At 68.9% G+C, this 17126-nt stretch carries 19 protein-coding genes; 9 read left to right on the plus strand and 10 right to left on the minus strand.

Going from position 1 to position 17126, the window contains the following annotated elements; all coding sequences use genetic code 11:
- Positions 1-3: 3 nt before the first annotated feature.
- Positions 4-186, minus strand: a complete 183-nt coding sequence (locus E5CHR_RS23280; protein ID WP_162582032.1) for a hypothetical protein — start codon at positions 184-186, stop codon at positions 4-6.
- Positions 187-355: 169 nt separating this feature from the next.
- Between E5CHR_RS23280 and E5CHR_RS23285 the strand changes: the two genes are divergently transcribed.
- From E5CHR_RS23285 to E5CHR_RS23295, 3 genes are all read left to right on the plus strand, one after another.
- Positions 356-676, plus strand: coding sequence for a thrombospondin type 3 repeat-containing protein (locus E5CHR_RS23285; protein ID WP_162582033.1), 321 nt, complete (start codon positions 356-358; stop codon positions 674-676).
- Between the two features lie 303 nt (positions 677-979).
- Positions 980-2395: a DHA2 family efflux MFS transporter permease subunit gene (locus tag E5CHR_RS23290; protein WP_232062317.1), complete on the plus strand. Its 1416-nt coding sequence runs from the start codon at positions 980-982 to the stop codon at positions 2393-2395.
- A gap of 86 nt (positions 2396-2481) precedes the next feature.
- Positions 2482-2721, plus strand: a complete 240-nt coding sequence (locus E5CHR_RS23295; protein ID WP_162582035.1) for a hypothetical protein — start codon at positions 2482-2484, stop codon at positions 2719-2721.
- A gap of 11 nt (positions 2722-2732) precedes the next feature.
- Here E5CHR_RS23295 and E5CHR_RS23300 read toward each other — a convergent pair whose 3' ends face one another.
- The gene (locus tag E5CHR_RS23300) at positions 2733-3962 is read right to left on the minus strand and encodes an NAD(P)/FAD-dependent oxidoreductase (protein ID WP_162582036.1); all 1230 of its coding nucleotides are present in this window, start codon (positions 3960-3962) and stop codon (positions 2733-2735) included.
- Positions 3963-4235: 273 nt separating this feature from the next.
- Between E5CHR_RS23300 and E5CHR_RS23305 the strand changes: the two genes are divergently transcribed.
- Together E5CHR_RS23305 and E5CHR_RS23310 are read left to right on the plus strand one after the other, a co-directional pair.
- A complete protein-coding gene (locus E5CHR_RS23305) occupies positions 4236-5156 on the plus strand; it encodes a hypothetical protein (RefSeq protein ID WP_162582037.1) in 921 nt (306 codons plus the stop codon).
- Positions 5153-6064 (plus strand): RibD family protein, encoded by a 912-nt coding sequence (locus E5CHR_RS23310; RefSeq protein ID WP_162582038.1) that lies wholly within the window; start codon positions 5153-5155, stop codon positions 6062-6064. The genes E5CHR_RS23305 and E5CHR_RS23310 overlap by 4 nt, the downstream gene beginning before the upstream one ends.
- 15 nt (positions 6065-6079) lie before the next feature.
- Here the strand turns inward: E5CHR_RS23310 and E5CHR_RS23315 are convergent, their stop codons facing one another.
- The 8 genes from E5CHR_RS23315 to E5CHR_RS23350 all read right to left on the minus strand — a co-directional run bounded on the left by E5CHR_RS23315 (position 6080) and on the right by E5CHR_RS23350 (position 13770).
- Positions 6080-6244: a hypothetical protein gene (locus tag E5CHR_RS23315; RefSeq protein ID WP_162582039.1), complete on the minus strand. Its 165-nt coding sequence runs from the start codon at positions 6242-6244 to the stop codon at positions 6080-6082.
- 369 nt (positions 6245-6613) lie between these two features.
- Entirely contained in the window at positions 6614-8173 is a 1560-nt protein-coding gene (locus E5CHR_RS23320) for a WD40/YVTN/BNR-like repeat-containing protein (protein ID WP_162582040.1), read from the minus strand.
- A gap of 42 nt (positions 8174-8215) precedes the next feature.
- Positions 8216-8770, minus strand: coding sequence for a WD40/YVTN/BNR-like repeat-containing protein (locus tag E5CHR_RS23325; protein WP_162582041.1), 555 nt, complete (start codon positions 8768-8770; stop codon positions 8216-8218).
- On the minus strand, positions 8740-10161 hold the full coding sequence (locus tag E5CHR_RS23330) for a WD40/YVTN/BNR-like repeat-containing protein (RefSeq protein WP_162582042.1): 1422 nt from the start codon (positions 10159-10161) through the stop codon (positions 8740-8742). Before E5CHR_RS23330 ends, E5CHR_RS23325 begins: the two co-directional genes overlap by 31 nt.
- A 248-nt stretch (positions 10162-10409) precedes the next feature.
- A complete protein-coding gene (locus E5CHR_RS23335) occupies positions 10410-11279 on the minus strand; it encodes a class I SAM-dependent methyltransferase (RefSeq protein WP_162582043.1) in 870 nt (289 codons plus the stop codon).
- The gene (locus tag E5CHR_RS23340) at positions 11276-12349 is read right to left on the minus strand and encodes a glycosyltransferase family 4 protein (RefSeq protein WP_162582044.1); all 1074 of its coding nucleotides are present in this window, start codon (positions 12347-12349) and stop codon (positions 11276-11278) included. Before E5CHR_RS23340 ends, E5CHR_RS23335 begins: the two co-directional genes overlap by 4 nt.
- On the minus strand, positions 12346-12744 hold the full coding sequence (locus tag E5CHR_RS23345; protein ID WP_162582045.1) for a 6-pyruvoyl trahydropterin synthase family protein: 399 nt from the start codon (positions 12742-12744) through the stop codon (positions 12346-12348). Before E5CHR_RS23345 ends, E5CHR_RS23340 begins: the two co-directional genes overlap by 4 nt.
- A 27-nt stretch (positions 12745-12771) precedes the next feature.
- On the minus strand, positions 12772-13770 hold the full coding sequence (locus E5CHR_RS23350; RefSeq protein WP_162582046.1) for a zinc-dependent alcohol dehydrogenase: 999 nt from the start codon (positions 13768-13770) through the stop codon (positions 12772-12774).
- 46 nt (positions 13771-13816) lie between these two features.
- Between E5CHR_RS23350 and E5CHR_RS23355 the strand changes: the two genes are divergently transcribed.
- From E5CHR_RS23355 to E5CHR_RS23370, 4 genes are all read left to right on the plus strand, one after another.
- A complete protein-coding gene (locus E5CHR_RS23355; protein ID WP_162582047.1) occupies positions 13817-14590 on the plus strand; it encodes a CDP-alcohol phosphatidyltransferase family protein in 774 nt (257 codons plus the stop codon).
- Complete coding sequence (locus E5CHR_RS23360; RefSeq protein ID WP_162582048.1) at positions 14587-15177, plus strand: YceI family protein; 591 nt, start codon at positions 14587-14589, stop codon at positions 15175-15177. Before E5CHR_RS23355 ends, E5CHR_RS23360 begins: the two co-directional genes overlap by 4 nt.
- Entirely contained in the window at positions 15174-16835 is a 1662-nt protein-coding gene (locus E5CHR_RS23365) for a hypothetical protein (protein WP_162582049.1), read from the plus strand. Before E5CHR_RS23360 ends, E5CHR_RS23365 begins: the two co-directional genes overlap by 4 nt.
- A 72-nt stretch (positions 16836-16907) precedes the next feature.
- Positions 16908-17126 carry a hypothetical protein gene (locus E5CHR_RS23370; RefSeq protein ID WP_162582050.1) on the plus strand — a complete coding sequence of 73 codons (219 nt, stop codon included), beginning with the start codon at positions 16908-16910 and terminating at the stop codon, positions 17124-17126.

Genomic DNA, 17126 nt, shown 5'->3' on the forward strand with positions numbered 1-17126 from the left:
TGTTCAAAGCCCTGCAAACCACTTGAAGGCGGCAACCAGAATTCCTCCGATCAGCGCAAAGACGATCAGTCGCCCCCAACCGACGGCTTCGGGGTCCAACTCCTCGTAAGGCGGCGTGACCTTGTCGAGGCTGGTGTCGGTTTTTTCGCGGGCCCAATCGTGGAAGTTGTCGCGGTCCGTATTCATGTAATACATTTTAACTACATGTAAACAAATAATGCGGACGTCGGCGTTTATTTTGCAGCGGCGTTGTCTTAAGCGACACACGGCTATACAAGATTTCGCTTTCGACTTACCGCTGCTTCACAGAGGCGGCGCACGATCAAGGCACTTTGTTCCACCACAAGGAGCTCGCATGAAGAAGATCACTTTCGCACTTGGCGCCGCCGCGTTGCTCTCGCTCGGCGCCCTGGCCACCGCACCGGCCCAGGCGCATGACGGCCGATACGGTTACGACAACCGGGTGATGGTCGTGCCGGCGCCGCCTCCGCCGCCACGGGTGTACTACGCGCCCCCGCCGCGCCACTACGGCTACGACGAGCGCCGCTATCACCGCGAACGCGGATGGGGTGACCGCGACCGCGACGGCGTACCGAACCGCTACGACCGCGATCGGGATGGCGACGGCGTGCCCAACTACTACGACCGCCGGCCGAACAACCCCTACCGGTACTGAGCGCCACGGGAGGCCCTTGCCTGCGCGAGCCCTCCCGCCTGGCAGCAGCGGGCGACGGCCGCCATGGCTGCGGATCTCGGCAGGAGATGTGGACAGCGTCCATTCTCTTTGCTAAGGTTTGTTTGTGTACGCCATCCACAAACCGGAGATGCCATTGCTGCCCATCCACCAGATCGCCGTGATCCGCGGCAACAAACCATGAGCCGCACGACCGCGCCGGAGGCGAACGGCAGCGTCGCGCTAGGCGAAGCGGGTCCAGTGGGCCAGAAGCACATCGAAGGACGTCGCCGCTGGCTGGCGCTGATGGTCCTCTGCCTGGGCGTCCTCATGATCGTGCTCGACACCACCATCGTGAACGTCGCCCTGCCCTCGATCCGCACCGACCTCGGCTTCAACGAGACCTCGCTGGTCTGGGTCGTCAACGCGTACATGCTGACCTTCGGTGGCTTCCTGCTGCTGGGTGGCCGGCTGGGCGACCTGTTCGGGCACCGGCGGCTGTTCCTCGCCGGCATCACTTTGTTCACGCTGGCTTCATTGGCCTGCGGCCTGTCGAACTCGCAGGCCCTGCTGATCGCGTCGCGCGCCGTCCAGGGCCTGGGCGGTGCCGTCGTCTCGGCCGTGGCGCTCTCGCTGATCATGAACCTGTTCACCGAGCCGGCCGAACGCGCCAAGGCGATGGGCGTCTACGGGTTTGTGTGCGCGGGTGGCGGCAGCATCGGCGTGCTCCTCGGCGGCTTGCTGACGCACGCGCTGAGCTGGCACTGGATCTTCCTGGTCAACCTGCCGATCGGCGTCGCCGTCTACGCGCTGTGCCTGGCGCTGCTCCCGCACCTGCCAGGCCATGCGGCTGGCGAGCGGCTCGACGTCGGCGGCGCGCTGACGGTCACCCTTTCGCTGATGCTGGCGGTCTACGCGATCGTCAACGGCAACGAGGCCGGCTGGACTTCCAGGCAGACGCTCGGCCTGCTCGGTCTCGCGGCGCTGCTGCTGGCTGCCTTCATCGCCACCGAGGCGCGCGTGCGCCACCCCCTGATGCCGCTGCGCCTGTTCGGGCTGCGCAACGTCGCAGTCGCCAACGTGATGGGCGTGCTCTGGGCCGCCGCGATGTTCGCCTGGTTCTTCATCTCGGCGCTCTACCTGCAACTCCTGCTGGGCTACAGCCCGATGCAGGTGGGCCTCGCCTTCCTGCCGGCCAACCTGATCATGGCCGCCTTCTCGCTCGGCCTGTCGGCCAAACTGGTGATGCGCTTCGGCAACCGAGGGCCGCTGGCTTTCGGGCTGCTGCTGGCAGCGGCGGGACTGCTGCTCTTTGCCGGCGCGCCGGTAGAAGGCAGTTTTCTGCTGCACGTGATGCCCGGCATGACATTGCTCGGCCTGGGCGCCGGGATCGCGCTCAATCCCATGCTGCTGGTCGCGATGAGCGACGTTGCGCCCAGCGAATCGGGCCTGGCGTCCGGCATCGTCAACACCGCGTTCATGATGGGCGGCGCCCTGGGCCTGGCCGTGCTGGCGAGCCTCGCGTCGGCGCGCACCGAGGCCATGGCGGCCACGGGCGCGGGAGCGCTGCCTGCCCTGGTGGGCGGCTACCAAACGGCCTTCGTGGTCGGCGCCGCGTTCGCCGTTTTAGCGGCGTTGCTGGGTGCGCTGCTGCTGCGCGCCGGCTCGCAGGCCACGGGAAACGCAGGCGATCGGCCGGCGGAAGCGGGGCGCATGAGCTGAGCGCAGGCGACGGATCATGTAACCGCCGCGACGCTGGAACTTCGCCTACAGAATTCGACGACTGCGCCGCCCACCATGAATGAGCCATGAAACATCCTCCGCTCAAACTCACCATCGACGAGGTGGCACCGGGCTCCTTCGTCTGGACACTGCTGCAGACCGACGACGGCGGCACGCCGCAGAAGGTCCTGAAAGCCGCCGAAGACGCTTACGACACCTACGAAGCGGCGCTCGCCGCCGGCACGCGCGCCATGGACACGGAACTGCGCCGCAATGCTGCCGCCGAAGAGCGCAGCAGCAAACGCACTGCGGCAGCCAGCAGCTAGACGTTTCTGCCCTAGGCCAGGTGCGTCTTCAAGGGCACGGCGGGGTCCGAGGCCACCGCCGGGTCCGGGCTGCGTCCGGCTTCCAGCAGCTTGCGGCTCATCATGTGGTCGACCGGCGCGTTGACCGATTCCACGCATCGCAACACGCCATCCACGTAGTGCAGCAGCGAGAAGGCCGCCGCGTTCGCGCCCGGACGGCGCACCATGCTTGCACCGGTCGTGCCCTCGGCCGGCACCAGCCCGGCCATCTGCAGGCGCAGGCTCCCCTGGTCGGACCAGAACCACGGCACGGCGTCATGGGGGCGCGCCGCGCCAGTCAGCGTCGCCACCGCTGTGCGCGCCTGGTCGTTGGCGTTCTGCACCGACTCGAGCCGCAATGCCTGGCCGGCGCGCCGGTCCGGGAAGCGCGTGCAGTCACCCACCGCCAGCACGGCCTCGTCGCTGGTCTGCATGTACGCATCGACCACGATGCCGTCGGCGCATTCCAGGCCCGCGGCCTGTGCCAGCGCGGTCTCGGGCACGGCACCGATGCCCACCATCAGCAGGTCCACCGGGAGCGACTCGCCGTCGGCCTCGATGGCCGCGAGGCGCTGCCCGTCGGTGTGCCAGGCACCGGTCTTCGCGCCGATGCGTATGTCCATACCGGCGGCACGTTGCGTCGCCAGCACATGCTCGGACAGCGCAGGCGAAACCGCCCGGCTCAGCAGGCGCGGCGCGCTTTCCAGCACGGTCACGTGCTTGCCCAGGGCCAGCGCCGTGGCGGCGACCTCCAGTCCGATGAAGCCGCCGCCGAGCACCATCACCCGCTGCGCTGTCCCGAGCATCGAGCGTAGCTGCGCTGCCTCGTCAGCCGCGCGCAGCAGCGCCACGTTCGACAGCCCCGCCAGCGCCGGCAGCCGGCGCGCGCGCGTGCCGGTGGCGAGCACCAGCCGCTCCCAGCCCAGCACCGCGCCGGAGCGCAAGGTGACGGTGTGCGCCGCACGGTCGATCGCCAGCGCCGGATCGCCCAGGTGAAGGGTGATGCCCGCTTCGGCATACCAGGCTTCGGCACGGTGCAGCTGCGGCACCTCCTCGGAGCTCTTGAGGAAGGTCTTGGACAGCGGGGGGCGGTGGTAGGGAATGCAGTCCTCCTCGCACACCAGGTGCACGCGGGCGCCCTGCCCGGCCTCGGCGAGGCCGGCGCACAGCTGCGCGGCGGCATGGCCGCCGCCGATGATCACGATGTCTTGGCTTGAACTCATGGATGGTCTCTCGTTGCTGAGGGCCGCTCGCCCTGATTTCAGCCCGCGCACCGGCAGGGCACGGATGCGGCATCGGGCCGGCATGCGGATTGTCCTTCACCGCCCTCACCCTCTCGTCTCCGGACGAACGCAAGCTACCGCAGGTGCCCGAGGACTACACCGGCTGTTCCTCGCAAGACTGCGCGGCATCGACACGGTGCAGCGCTGGCCCAAGGCGTGTCCCCCCAGGACGTCAGCATTGACTGATGCGACGCCGCGGCTCATAACCTCACGATGGACCTGCACCACCCCCTGTTCCAGAGCCTGCTGCTGCCGCTGCTGGTCGCGTTCACGGTGACCGGCATGCTGCGCGGCGCGCTGGGCGGCGTGCAGGGTCGGCGCTGGGCTGTGGCGGGCGTGGCCGTGGCGATCGTCGGCGCGGCCGTGTGGCTGCTCGGCTGGCGGTTGCCGCCCGGCGCGCTCACCGAACGGCTTCCCTGGATCTACGCCGCCGCGGCACTGGTGGGGCTGGTGCTCGAGGCCTTGCATGCCAGCCGGCGCACCGAATGGCTGGCCGCCGGCATCCTGTGGGCGCTGGCCCTCGCGACCCTGGCCGCCAAGCCGCTGCCGCTCATGATCGGCCTCTGGCTGCTCGGCCTGGCCGTGATCCGCGCTGTGCTGCGCGAGCATGCGGCCCGCGCCGACGCGGCCGCAGTGCTGGTAGTCGCCAGCCTCGGCCTGGCTGCCGTTGCCATGCGCTCGGGCTCGGCCCTGCTCTTCGAGTCGAGCTTGGCCTTGGCCGCTGCAGTGGCGGGCGGCGCCCTGTGGCTCTGGCCCTTCGTGCGGCTTGCCTTCGGCGCGAGCGGCGCCATCGTCGCGGTGCTGGCCTGGCTGGCGCTGTGGGTGGCCACCGCGCTGCTGACCGACGCCAGGCCGCTGCCGCTCGGGTTGCTGGCCGGCGCCTTCACGTCCGGCCCGATGGTGCGGTGGACGCGCCGGCACCTGCGACGCACGGCCCTACCGGCCACCGCAACGGCCACAGCAAGTGCCAGGAGCGCCGGCCCAAGCGCCACGGCGCGGACCTGGGTCGAACCGCTGATCGTGGCTGCCGTCGCGCTCATCTGGGTGGCGGCCGCGCTCGCGCTGACGTACGCGGAAGCCGCTGGCGCCCCAGCCGGTACCATGGACGACCCCTACTACAAGCCCAGGTGGTGAATGCCCGTACCCTGCGCCCGTTCCTGATGCGAGCCCCGCCAACGCTGCCCGGCATCGATAGGCTGTGGCCTCTGTGCCTCGACATCGTGCGTCATCGCCGCGGCGTGGGTCCCCCGCCGCCACCTGATCCGCAGCAATCCTTCACCTGGCATCCGTCGCGCGGCTTCGCGCTTCGAGAAGATGCGTGGGACGCGGAAGCCATCGAGCTCTTCGCGCTGCTCAAGCCGGTGCTCGATCGGCCGTCCAACGGCCCTGCATGGGTGATCGGCCAACTGGGCCAGAGCCTTGACGGCTGCATCGCCACGCACGAAGGCGATTCCAACTTCGTCAACGGCCCCGAGGTGCTGGTCCATCTCCACCGGCTGCGGGCGCTTTGCGACGCCGTGATCGTCGGAGCGGGCACGGCAACCATCGACAACCCTCAACTGACCACGCGCCGCGTGGCGGGCGAACACCCGGTGCGTGTGCTGATCGACCCTTCGCTGCAACTGCCGCCGACGCTGCGCGTGCTCTCGGAACGGCAGGCGCCGACGCTGCTGGTCTGCGATGCACAACGAGCCGCGGAGGCGGCGCGGCGCGTGGGGGCCGAGCAGGTGCTGGGGGTGCCCGGCCTGATGAAGAACCCTGGCGGCCCGCCCGACCTGCGCGCGCTGCTGGGCGCGTTGCAGCAGCGCGGCCTGCACGTGCTCTTCGTCGAAGGCGGCGGCGTCACCGTCTCGCGCTTCATCGCGCAGGGATGCATGGACCGGCTGCACCTCAGCGTCGCGCCGGTGCTGATCGGCGGTGGGCGGCCGGGGCTTTCGCTGCCGGGCATTGCGGCGATGCGCGATTGCCCGCGGCCTGCAGCCCGCGTGTTCCGCATGGGGGCGGACGTGTTGTGGGATCTGGATTTGCGGGGCGCCCCCTGACAGCGAAGAGCGCGGCTATCGGATCGCCAGGCTCCCTTCGTGGCTCAGAACGGTGAACAGGCCTCCGCCCACGTACTGCAGCTCGATGGCGTCGGGCGCAGCGCCGCTGATGGAGCCGCCCGTGCCCAGAAGGGTCGAGGTGGTGGAGGTGTAGAGCCGCCCGCCCATCACAGTCACCACCAGCTTGCTGCCATCCTTGGTTTGTCCCGAGGCTGGCCTCGTCGGCCGACGGCAGCAGGCTGGTGGCGGCAGACAGCTATGGCCTGATTTACACCTCGAGCGACAGCGGCGAGAACTGGACAGGGCACGCCTCCGATCAAGATTGGCTGTCGTTGGCTTCATCAGCGGACGGCAGCAAGCTGGTGGCCGTGGCCTCCAACGCTGTCTATGCCTCGATCGACGGCGGTGCGAACTGGACCGCGCGCGAACTCGTTCGAGGTTCGTTTGCGGCGGTCCGAAGTGAAATGGTGGGTGCTTCTCATAACGGACCGTTGACGGCCGCTGGGCCGGCCGCAACAGCGCGGCGCAGCCTGCGGTGCGCCGAAGTGTTCATTGGAAGGTTGGGCTGCCCTCGTGCGTCAGCACGGTGAAGATGCCCTCGCCGACGTACTGCAACTCGATGGCGTCGGACGCAGTGCCGCTGATCGAACCCTCGGCTCCTGGCGAGGTGGTGGCGATGGAGGTGTAGATCCGGCCGCCGTACACCACGGCGACCATCTTGCCCCCGTCGTTCGACGAGGCCGCGCCATACCAATCGCGGGTGGCTTCCTGCGGCGTCCAGTTCACGCCGCTATCGGACGAGGTATAGACCTGGCCCGCATTGGCGACCGCCACGAGCTTGCTGCCATCGGCAGAGGAGGCGACCGACGCCCAATCTCGACTGGGTCTGTGCGGTGACCAACTCATGCCGCTGTCCGTCGATGTGTAGAGCTGGCCGGTCCATTGCAGCGCCACGAGCTTGCTCCCGTCCGCCGACGAGGCCGCCGCCCACCAAGGTCCGACGGGCCCCCCGCGCGGAATCCAGCTCTCGCCGCTGTCTGTCGACGTATAGACCTGGCCGCCGCGCTCCAGGGCAACAAGCTTGCTGCCATCCGACGAGGAAGCGACAAAGTACCAGTTCCGCTTGGAGTCGCGGGGCGTCCAGTTCACGCCGCTGTCCGTCGATGTGTAGATCTGGCCTCCGGCCACCGCAGCCACCAGCCTGCTGCCGTCGGCCGACGAAGCCACCCAAAACCAATTGCGGGCGGATTCGCGCGCGGTCCAGTGCTCTCCGCTGTCGGCGGAGGTATAGATCTGATAGTTGTATGCCACCGCAACCAGCTTGCTGCCATCGGCCGACGAGGCGATACCGATCCAGTTTCGATCCATGTCGGCAGCGCGCTCGGTCCAATTCACTCCGGCGTCGCTCGAGGTGTAGATGTGGCCGTTGTCTGCCGTCGCAACCAGCTTGCTGCCGTCGTCCGAAGAGGCCACCGCGCTCCAATTTCGGTCGGACTCGCGCGGCGTCCAACGCGCACCGGCCATTCCGCCGAGCGTCTTCGTTTCGATCGCCTGCCCCGCGTTCTGCGCAATCGCCCAGCCGCCGGCACCCGCTCCGCGAACTTTCACCACGTCGCCGATGGCAGGGTTGGCCGGCAAGGTGACGACGACCGGAGCCGCTTCGTTGCGTGCGACGTAGCCGGTATTGGCCTCGGCCTGCACCGTCGCACCGGTGACATCGACCCAGGGAAAGGTACCCGCGGGCACGCCGTTGCAGACGTATTCCGTCACGCTGACTTCGCCCGCATCGAGCACGTTGTTGGCGTTGCTGTCCAGCCCCCGGTCGACCCTGCTGCCGCCGTAGGCGCAGTTCGCACCCGCGGCTTCGCTGACGGTGCTTACCAGCGTGGTCGATGGATTCGCCACGGGGGTGCCGGACGTGTTGGGTGGTTCGGTGTACGTGCCACTACCGGGCGGCTCGGCGTTCGTCCCCCCGCCGGTATTTGTGGCCGCAGCCCCAAGGGCGGCCAAGGCAGCGGCTCCGCTCGCATCGCCCCCGCCGCCTCCCCCGCAGGCGCTCAGTGCCAGGGACAGCAGCAGGGTCGAAATGAAAGGACGAAGGGTTCGCATGATTTGATCCTGAGGAGAAAATGGAGGCTGCGGCCGCGCGGCTTATTGCGTCGTCAGGCTGCCTTGGTGGCTCAGCACGGCAAACACACCGTCGCCGGCATATCGCAGGTCGATGGAATCGGACGAGGTGCCACTGATCGAGCCTCCGGTGCCCAGGGTGGTCGATGCTTCGGACATGTAGATCTGCAAGCCGTCCGCAATGGCCACCATCCTGCTGGCGTCGGCCGAGGCAGCCACCCCATACCAATTTCGGGCGGCGTCGCGCGCTGTCCAGGTCACGCCGCTGTCGATCGAGGTGTAGATCTGGTCGCCGTACGCCACCGCAGCCAGCTTGCTGCCATCTCCGGAGGAGGCCACCGACATCCAGTTTCGGTCGGACTCGCGCACGGCCCAACTCACGCCGCTGTCGGTGGACGTGTAGATCTGGCCGCCATTGACGGCCGCGACCAGCTTGCTGCCGTCCACCGAAGAAGACACCGATATCCAGAGCTGGTCGGACTGACGCGCCGTCCAACTGAAACCGCTGTCGATGGATGTGTAGATTCGGCCATACTGCACCGCCGCGATCAGCTTGCTACCGTTTGCGGACGAGGCCACGGAAACCCATCGCCGACTGGACTCCCGCGCCGTCCAGCTGACCCCGCTGTCGGACGAGGTGTAGAGCTGCCCGCTCTGCACTGCCGCGACCAGCTTGCTGCCGTCGGCGGACGAGGCCACGGAAACCATCGCCGATCGGACTCCCGCGCTGTCCAGCTGACGCCGCTGTCCGTCGAGGTGTAGATCCGACCGGAATTGCTGTCCAGTGCAACAAGCTTGGTGCCGTCGGCCGAGGAGGCGATGGACTCCCATCCTCGACTGGACTCATGCGCCGTCCAGCTGGCGCCATTGTTGGTCGATGTATAGATCTCACCGTCGTACACCGACGCAGCCAGCTTGCTGCCGTCGGCCGAGAAGACCACGCGACGCCGGTCGTAAGGGGCTCCGCCCTGCGGATCGCCCGTTGTCCAGGGCAGATTGGAGTCGCGCAGGGTCCAGTTGACCCCGGCCGTCCAACCCAGGCTCTTCGTGTCCACCGCCTGCGCGGGGTTCTGCGCGAGCTTCCAGCCGCCCAAGCCGGCACCGCGGACGCGCACCACGACGCCGATGGCCGGATTGGCGGGCAGTGTCAGCACGACCTGCGCCGTTGCGTTCCGGGCGATGTAGCACGTATTGGGCTGTGCCTGCACCGCCGCGCCGGTGACCTCGACCTGGGGGCCTCCGGCGCAGTTGCAGATGTAGCTCGTGGCGCTGACTTCGCCCGCGTCCAGCACGCCGTTGCCGTTGCCGTCCCACCCTGACATCACCTTGCTGCCGCCAGCGCAGTTCGCACCTGCGGCGTCGCTGACAACGCTCGCCAGCGAGTTCGATTCGCTCGCGACCTTGCGGCCATCCGTGCTGTTGCACACATAGCCCGTGCTGCTGATCTCGGCCGCTTCGAGCATCCGGTTGCCATTGCCGTCCATGCCCACGTGGATCGCCTTGCCGGCGGCCGCGCAGTTCTCACCGCGGGGTTCGTCGAGCATTTGCACCAGCGTGCCGGAGAGGCCGGCAGCGCCCTGGCACAGGTACTGGGTGCTGCCGACCTCACTCGCCGAAAGCTGGCCATTGCCATCGCTGTCCAGCCCCGCGTCGATCCGTACACCGCCGCCGCCGCAGTGAACGCCGGACTCCTCGGCGCTCACCGTCACCAGCGTCTTGAGGCTGACAGTGGCCGGTCCGCTGGAGTCCGCGATTGGTTCGACGATGCCCGGCTCGGAGACGCTTGGTTCGGCGATGAGCGGTTCGGCGGTGATTGGGCCAGCGGTACCTGCCCCCGTGCCCGTGTGTGCACCCGCAGCCGTGATCGCGGCCAGGGCGGCCCATTCGCTTCCATGGCTACCACCGCCACCGCAGGCGCTCAGCAGCAAGGACAGCATCAGGCTCTGGATAAGGGGGTAAGAAGTTCGCATGACTCGATCCTGAAAATGGCGCGCGGCACCTCGGCCTGGCTACCCACCACTTCCAGGCCCTCTCCCTTGCAGGGAAGTCCAGTCGAGGCAACGGCGATTCTTGTGACTCCGAGTCGCTTTGCTTTAATTTCGACAGAAAAAGCGAGAATCCCGGGACCGAAGACTCGGGCAAACGGCAAGGTTTCGCACCGGCCCAAGCTACGGGCGGGAGATGAGCCGGTGTTGCCTTGGCGCGTTGAGGCGCGCGCTCAGGCCGGCAGCATCAGCAGGTCCACATGCCCCACGCGAAGGCAACTGCGTGGGGATGACGCGCGGCGTTGCATCTGCCATGCCTGAACAAGCGCGTGCGCACTCGGCCCCTGTTCCAGCGCAGCGCTGCCCACGCCGTCGATCATGGCCTCCAGCATGGGCAATCCCTCGATGCGCCAATCGCTACACGCCTGCGTCACACCGTAGCCCATCGCAGCCATGCGAGCTGCCGCCAGTGCCGGGGCTTCGCCGCCGAGCGCCGGGCCGAAGCCTTTGTCACGCCGCTGGTGCGCCGCAAACAGCTGGTGGACGGCTTCGTCCTCCTCGATCACAGGCTCCCAGCGCACGCGCCCATCGACACTGAGCGCAAAGAACGCCGCCGCGTTCGCCTTTCGAACGCGCTCGAACAGCGCGTCGAGCCAGGATGCGGATACCAAGTCCAGCAGCGCAGCGGCAGTGACGAGCTGCGCCTGCGCGAAGGGCACGGCGTCCAGCGCGCTTGCGAGATCGGCGCGGCGCCATCGCACCTCTGCATTCCAATCCGGCCCCTCGACGTGAAGGGACTGGTCATCGCTGCGCAAGTGCAGGCTCTGCGCGCGCGACCACGCCGCGAAGACGCCAGGCAGTGCTGCCAGGAGCCGCGGATCGTGGTCGACCAGCAGCCAGCGCTGCGCACCGCCCAGGCTCGGCGCCAGCGCACGCAGATTGGCGCCGGTGCCGCAGGCGAGGTCCAGAACGTCCAACACCTGGCCATTGCCGCGCATCCGGGTCGCCATGCCGCGCAGGTCCAGCGCCGCAGCCGATTCGGCGCGCGCCGCAAGATCGAAGGGCTCGCGCAGCGCCAGCCAGTCGGCGCTGAAGCCTGTCATGGCCGAGCCGCCGACCGCCTGAACCCCGCCAGCGCAGAGGCGAAGCGTGCGCTACTTTGCGCCCAGTTCGGCAAGTGGCCGCGAGCGGCGCGAGCACCGGCGCCAAGCTGCGCACGCCAGGCCGCATCGTCCATCAGCCTCTGCAGCGCGGCGCGCAATTCGACGACATTGCCGGGCGCCACGAGCAGGCCCGCCGCCTCCGGCACGGTATCGGGGATGGCTCCCGCGCGCGTGCTGATCACCGGCAGCCCATGCGCCAGCGCCTCGGCCAGCGCCATGCCGTAGCCCTCGTGGAATGAAGACAGCACGAAGGCATCCGCCTTGTCGTAGAGCGTGCGCAGGCCCGCCTCGTCCTGCTCGCCATGCAGCAGCACGCGTTCGCGCAGGCCGCGCGCGTCGATCGCTTGTGTGAGCGCGGAAGCGCAGGCGGGGTCCATCGCGAGACTGCCGGCGCAATGCAGCACCCAGGCACGGTCTTTTAATCCCGCCAATGCTTCGATCAGCAGCGCGTGGCCTTTGCGTGGCGTCACCGTTGCGACGCACAGCAGCGACAAGGCGTCGCCTCCCGAACCCGTGGCCAGCGGCGCCGGTTCGGTGCCCGGCTCGACGACGATGATGCGCGTCGTCTCGACATCGAAGTCCGCCAGCGCCCGTGCGGTGGACCGGCTGGTCACGATCACGCCGCGCGCATGGGCGAGCGCACGCCGCTCGCTGTCGAAAAGCGCCTGCCGCCGGGAGGCATCCAGCCCCGTTTCGAGCGCCAGAGGATGGTGAACCAGCGCAATCCAATCCAGCCGCTGCGCATGCGCCTGCGCAAGCTCGGGCAGGACCCCATAGGCCAGACCGTCGACGATCACGAGCGCACCGTCCGCCAGACCCTCGACGACGCCTGCGGCCCGCGCCAGCGCGGCTGCAGCCGGCGCCGGATAGCCTTCGCCCAGCGACAGCACTTCGACGGCCCAATACCGCGCACGCAAGCCTTCGACGATGTGCCGGTCGTAGGTGTAGCCACCGGTTCGGGTGCCGAGTTCGCCAGGCACCAGGAAGCTGCAACGGCTTTCACCCGTCAAAGCGCCGCCTCGTAGGCCGCCCAGGCCACATGCGATTCGTTGAGACGCACGCGCATGCCTGCCAATCCGCTCGCATGCGGGCCGAGCTCGCCGGCCGCGATGCGAGCGGCCACGCGATCGAATATCACGCGGGCCATGAACTCGGTGGTCGTGTTGCGCCCCTCGAAGGCCGGGTCCTCGTCGAGGTTGCGCAGGTTGAGTTCCGCCAGCACGCTTCGCAGCACCTCGGTGGCTCGCGCAATGTCGACCACCATGCCGTCGGCATCGAGTTCGGCGCGGCGCAATTCCACATCCACCACGTAGGTCGCGCCGTGCAGGCGCTGTGCCGGCCCGAACGCCGCACCGCGAAAGCTGTGGGCAATCATGAAATGGTCGCGGACGTTGACGCTGTACATGGCTTCCTTGCGATGGAGTGAAGGGGTTCAGGAATAGTCGATGCGATGGCACAAGGTCTGTGGCGCCCCGGCGGCCAGGCGCTGCAGCACCGCCGGCAGTTCCTCGAAAGGCGCCGCATCGGTCAATAGCGCATCGAGCGCCGGATCGCGCAGCAGCGCCAGCGCCAGCGCCAGTCGGCGGCCATGGCTCCAGCGCGCCCGCTGCGGCAGCGAAACATGGCCGACCTGCGAGCTCCGGAGCGTCAGCCGCCGCGAGTGAAAGGCCTCGCCCAGCGGCAGCGTGACGGCCTGCCGGCCGTACCAGCTCATCTCGAGCACCGTGGCTTCGAAGGCGGCGAGCCGCAGCGCAGTGGCGAGCCCCTCGGCGTTGCCGCTGGCATGGATGACGAGGTCCGCATCGGGACGGGCGTGCTGCGGGCTGGCGAAGTCGACGCCCAGCCGCTCGGCCACCGCACGGCGCTCGGGGTTGGTGTCGACGACCTCGACCTCGCAACCGGGCATGCGGCCGGCCAGCCATGCCGCGAGCAGCCCCACCACGCCCGCGCCCACGACCGAGATGCGATCCCCGACGCGTGGCGCCGCATCCCACAGCGCGTTGACGGCCGTCTCCATGTTGGCCGCCAGCACGGCGCGCGCAGGCGGCAGGCCTTCGGGCAGCGGGTGCACTGCCTCGGCCGGCACCACGTAGCGGGTCTGGTGCGGATAGAGGCAGAAGACCGTGCGCCCGAGCAGCGCCTGCGGCCCCTGCTCGACCACGCCCACGCTGGCATACCCGTACTTGAGCGGCGCGGGGAAACTGCCCTCCTGGAAAGGCGCGCGCATTCGCTCGTGCTCGCTCTCGGGCACCTCGCCGCGAAACACCAGCAGCTCGGTCCCGCGGCTGATGCCGCTGTGCAACGCGCGCACCAGCACGTCGCCCGGCCCGGGCGTGGCCAGCGTGGCCTGCCGCAAGCCGGCACGGCCCGGCGCCTCGACCCAGCAGGCCCAGGACTCGCCAGGGGCGACGCGAGAGTGAATTGCTGGCATGCTCCTTCGATGACCGCTTGTGGTGTCCGGAACCGATCTTAAGACCATGCTCGCGCGATCCCCCGATGCAACTGCGCCCCGCGCGGCACGGCTTGCAGCACTGCGCCGCGACGCCTGGCGCGAAGCCCTGCCCTGCTTCCTGCTGCTGGCGGCGCTGGCGGGCTGGCTGGGGCGCCTTGGCGAGTTCGGGATCTGGTTCCAGCTCAGATCGCTGGCCGTGTTCGCCGCAGCCTTCGCGCTGGTGCTCGCAAGCCTTGCCACGCACGCGCCGAACACGCGCTTCGGGGCCGCCAACCGGGTGACGCTGGCGCGCCTGGCGATGGTCGCGCTGCTCGCCGCGGTGATCGGCGAGCCGGCCGACGATGCCGTGGCCTGGTGCAGCATCGGGGTCGCCGCCAGCGCGGCGCTGCTCGACGCGCTCGACGGCCCGCTGGCGCGCCACGGCGGCCTGGCCAGCGACTTCGGCGCCCGCTTCGACATGGAAACCGACGCGCTGCTGGTACTGGTGCTTTCGCTGCTGGTCGTGCTTTTCGGCAAGGCCGGCCCCTGGATCGTGGCGGCCGGACTGATGCGCTATTTCTTCGTCATGGCCGCGCGGCCCTGGCCCTGGCTGGCACGCGCCCTGCCATCGAGCGGGCGCCGCAAGACCGTGTGCGTGGTGCAGATCACCAGCCTCATCGTGTGCCTCGGCCCCGTCGTCGCGCCGCCCTGGAGCAACGCCCTCGCAGCCGCGAGCCTCGTCCTGCTGGCGGCCTCTTTCGCGATCGACATCGCCTGGCTGCTGCGGCATCGAGACATTCCACCGGAGACTGCGACATGAAAGCTCCCGCTGTCCGCCCGTTGTGCGCAGCCTTCCTGCTGACACTTGCCGCGGCATCCGCCAACGCGGAGCCGGCGCGCTACGAACTCGACCCCGAGCACCTCACGGTTGGTTTTCTGGTCGACCACATCGGCTACGCCAAGGTGCTGGGCATGTTCCGGGCCGCGCGCGGCAGCTACAGCTTCGACGAAGCCACCGCTGCCCTCAGCCAGGTGCGCATCGAGATCGACACCCAAAGCGTGTTCAGCAACTACGCCAAGCGGGACCAGCATCTGAAAAGCGCCGACTTCCTCAACAGCGCCGAGTTTCCGCGCATGGTGTTCACCGCGGCCAATGCCAGGCGCACCGGCGAGCGCAGCTTCGAGATCGCAGGCCAGCTCGAGCTGCTGGGCCGCACACAGCCGCTCACGCTCAGCGCCACCTGGAACAAGAGCGGCCCCTCGCCGATCGACAAGAACTACATCATGGGAGTCTCGGCGCGCGGCAGCTTCAAGCGAAGCGCCCATGGGATGCGCTACGGTGTCGACAACGGCTGGGTCGGCGACGAGGTGGCGCTGATCATCGAGTTCGAGGCCAGGCGCAAATGACTGCCATGCGCCGGTCCCCGACGCGGCCTGCGGGCCCTGTGGGCTGGCTGGCACGTTTCGGCTTTCCGCTGCTGCTGCTGAATGTGCTGCTGACACTGGAAAACCACGGCCCCGGCCTGTGGCCGCGCCCCGCGCTGCGGCTGTCCTTCGAGCTGGTGGTGGCGCTGCTGGCGCTCGTAGCGTGGGTCGCCTGGCGCGGCCGGTCGGGTGCCGGCGCGCTGCGCTTACTGGCGGCCGCGAGCAGCTTCTGGATCGTTGCGCGCTACCTCGATGTCACCGTATCGGCCGTGTTCGGCCGACAGCTCAACCTCTATTGGGACGGCCGCCATGCGCTGGAGGTGCTGCGCATGGGCGAATTCTCGGCGTGGCAGATCGGCCTGGGCGCGCTGGGCGTGCTGGCCGTGCCGCTGCTGCTGTATGCGCTGGCGCTGTACTGCTGGCGCAGCATCGCGCAGGCCCTCGCCTCGCCAGGATCGCGACCGGCGATCGGGCTGGCGGGCCTGGTGCTTTGCGCCTGCTTCGCGGCGCAAGGCGTCGGCGGGCGCAACACCCGCTGGTTCTTCTCCATGCCGGTCGCGCCGATCCTCGCCCACCAAGCCGGGGTGCTCGCGGGCCAGCTGCTGCCAGGGCAGGCGAGCGCGCGGCTCTTGGCGAGCCCCGACTTCGAGCACAGCGGCCTTGGTGGCCTGCACGGCGCGGACGTGCTGCTGCTCTTCGCAGAGTCCCACGGCGTTGCCACGCTGGACGATCCGCGGCAGGCCGCCGCCCTCGCGCCGCAACGCGCGGCCTTCGCGCAGGCGCTCGCCGCAGGGGGACTGCAGGTGGTGTCGGCGCGTGTGCGGTCGCCCACCTACGGCGGCGCTTCGTGGCTGGCCCATGCCGAGCTGCTGAGCGGCGTCGATATGCAGGACCCCGGCGCCTACGAGCTGCTGCTGGCCACGCAACGCCCGACGCTGGTGCGCCACTTCCAGGCCCACGGCTGGCGCACCGTGAACTGGATGCCCGGCCTGCAGCGGCCCTGGCCCGAGGGCCGCTTCTACGGCTTCGATCGCTATGGCGATGCCGAGCGCATCGGCTACCGCGGGCCCGCCTTTGGCTATTGGCGCATTCCCGATCAAGCCTCGATGGCGCTGTTGCATGCGCAGGAGCTTGCCGCCCCGGTCGAGCACCGCGGCCCGCGCTTCATCGTCTTTCCCACGCTTGCGAGCCATGCGCCCTTCGGGCCGCTGGCGCCCTATGTGACGGACTGGGACAAGCTCACGGGCCATGAGGCGTACACGCCGGCCGACGTCGCGCAATCATTGGCCGCACCGATCTCGTGGCAAGCACCCGTGCCGGCATATCTCGCATCGCTGGCCTACACCTTCCAGTGGCTGGGCGACTATCTCGAACACCGCGCACCGCGGCGGCTGCTCACCATCGTCATCGGCGACCATCAGCCGCTGGCCAGCGTGAGCGGTACGGGTGCCTCATGGGACGTGCCGGTCCACATCATCAGCGCCGATGCAGGGTTGCTCAGGAGCTTCGAGGCCCACGGCTTCAGGCCGGGCCTGCTGCCGGCCCCGGGGCCGGCGCCCATTCGCATGCATGCGCTGACGCCGATGCTGCTCTCGATCTTCGACGGCAGCCAAACCGGCGCGCCGGGCGCGGCCGAATGAAGCCGATCGTGCCGGGCTGTTCCGCGCAATAGTTCACATCCGCATGGCGCGTGCTCTGATACCTTTTCGGCCATGCGCATCCTCCTCCTTCTTGTCAGCATCGCCGTCCCTGCCACAGCCTGGTGGCTGGGCTCCTTCACCGGGCTCCTGATCGCGATCGGCGCCTGCTTCGTGCTCGCCGCCGCCAGCTTCGCTTTCTCCAGGGCTGCCAAGGAGGCCCGCGAGTCGAAGCAGATGCAGCGCGCCTTCGGGCGCAGCACCACCTTCCTCGCCGGCCTGCGCAAGCGCTGA

The organism is Variovorax sp. PBS-H4 (assembly GCF_901827205.1).
GTDB lineage: Bacteria > Pseudomonadota > Gammaproteobacteria > Burkholderiales > Burkholderiaceae_C > Variovorax.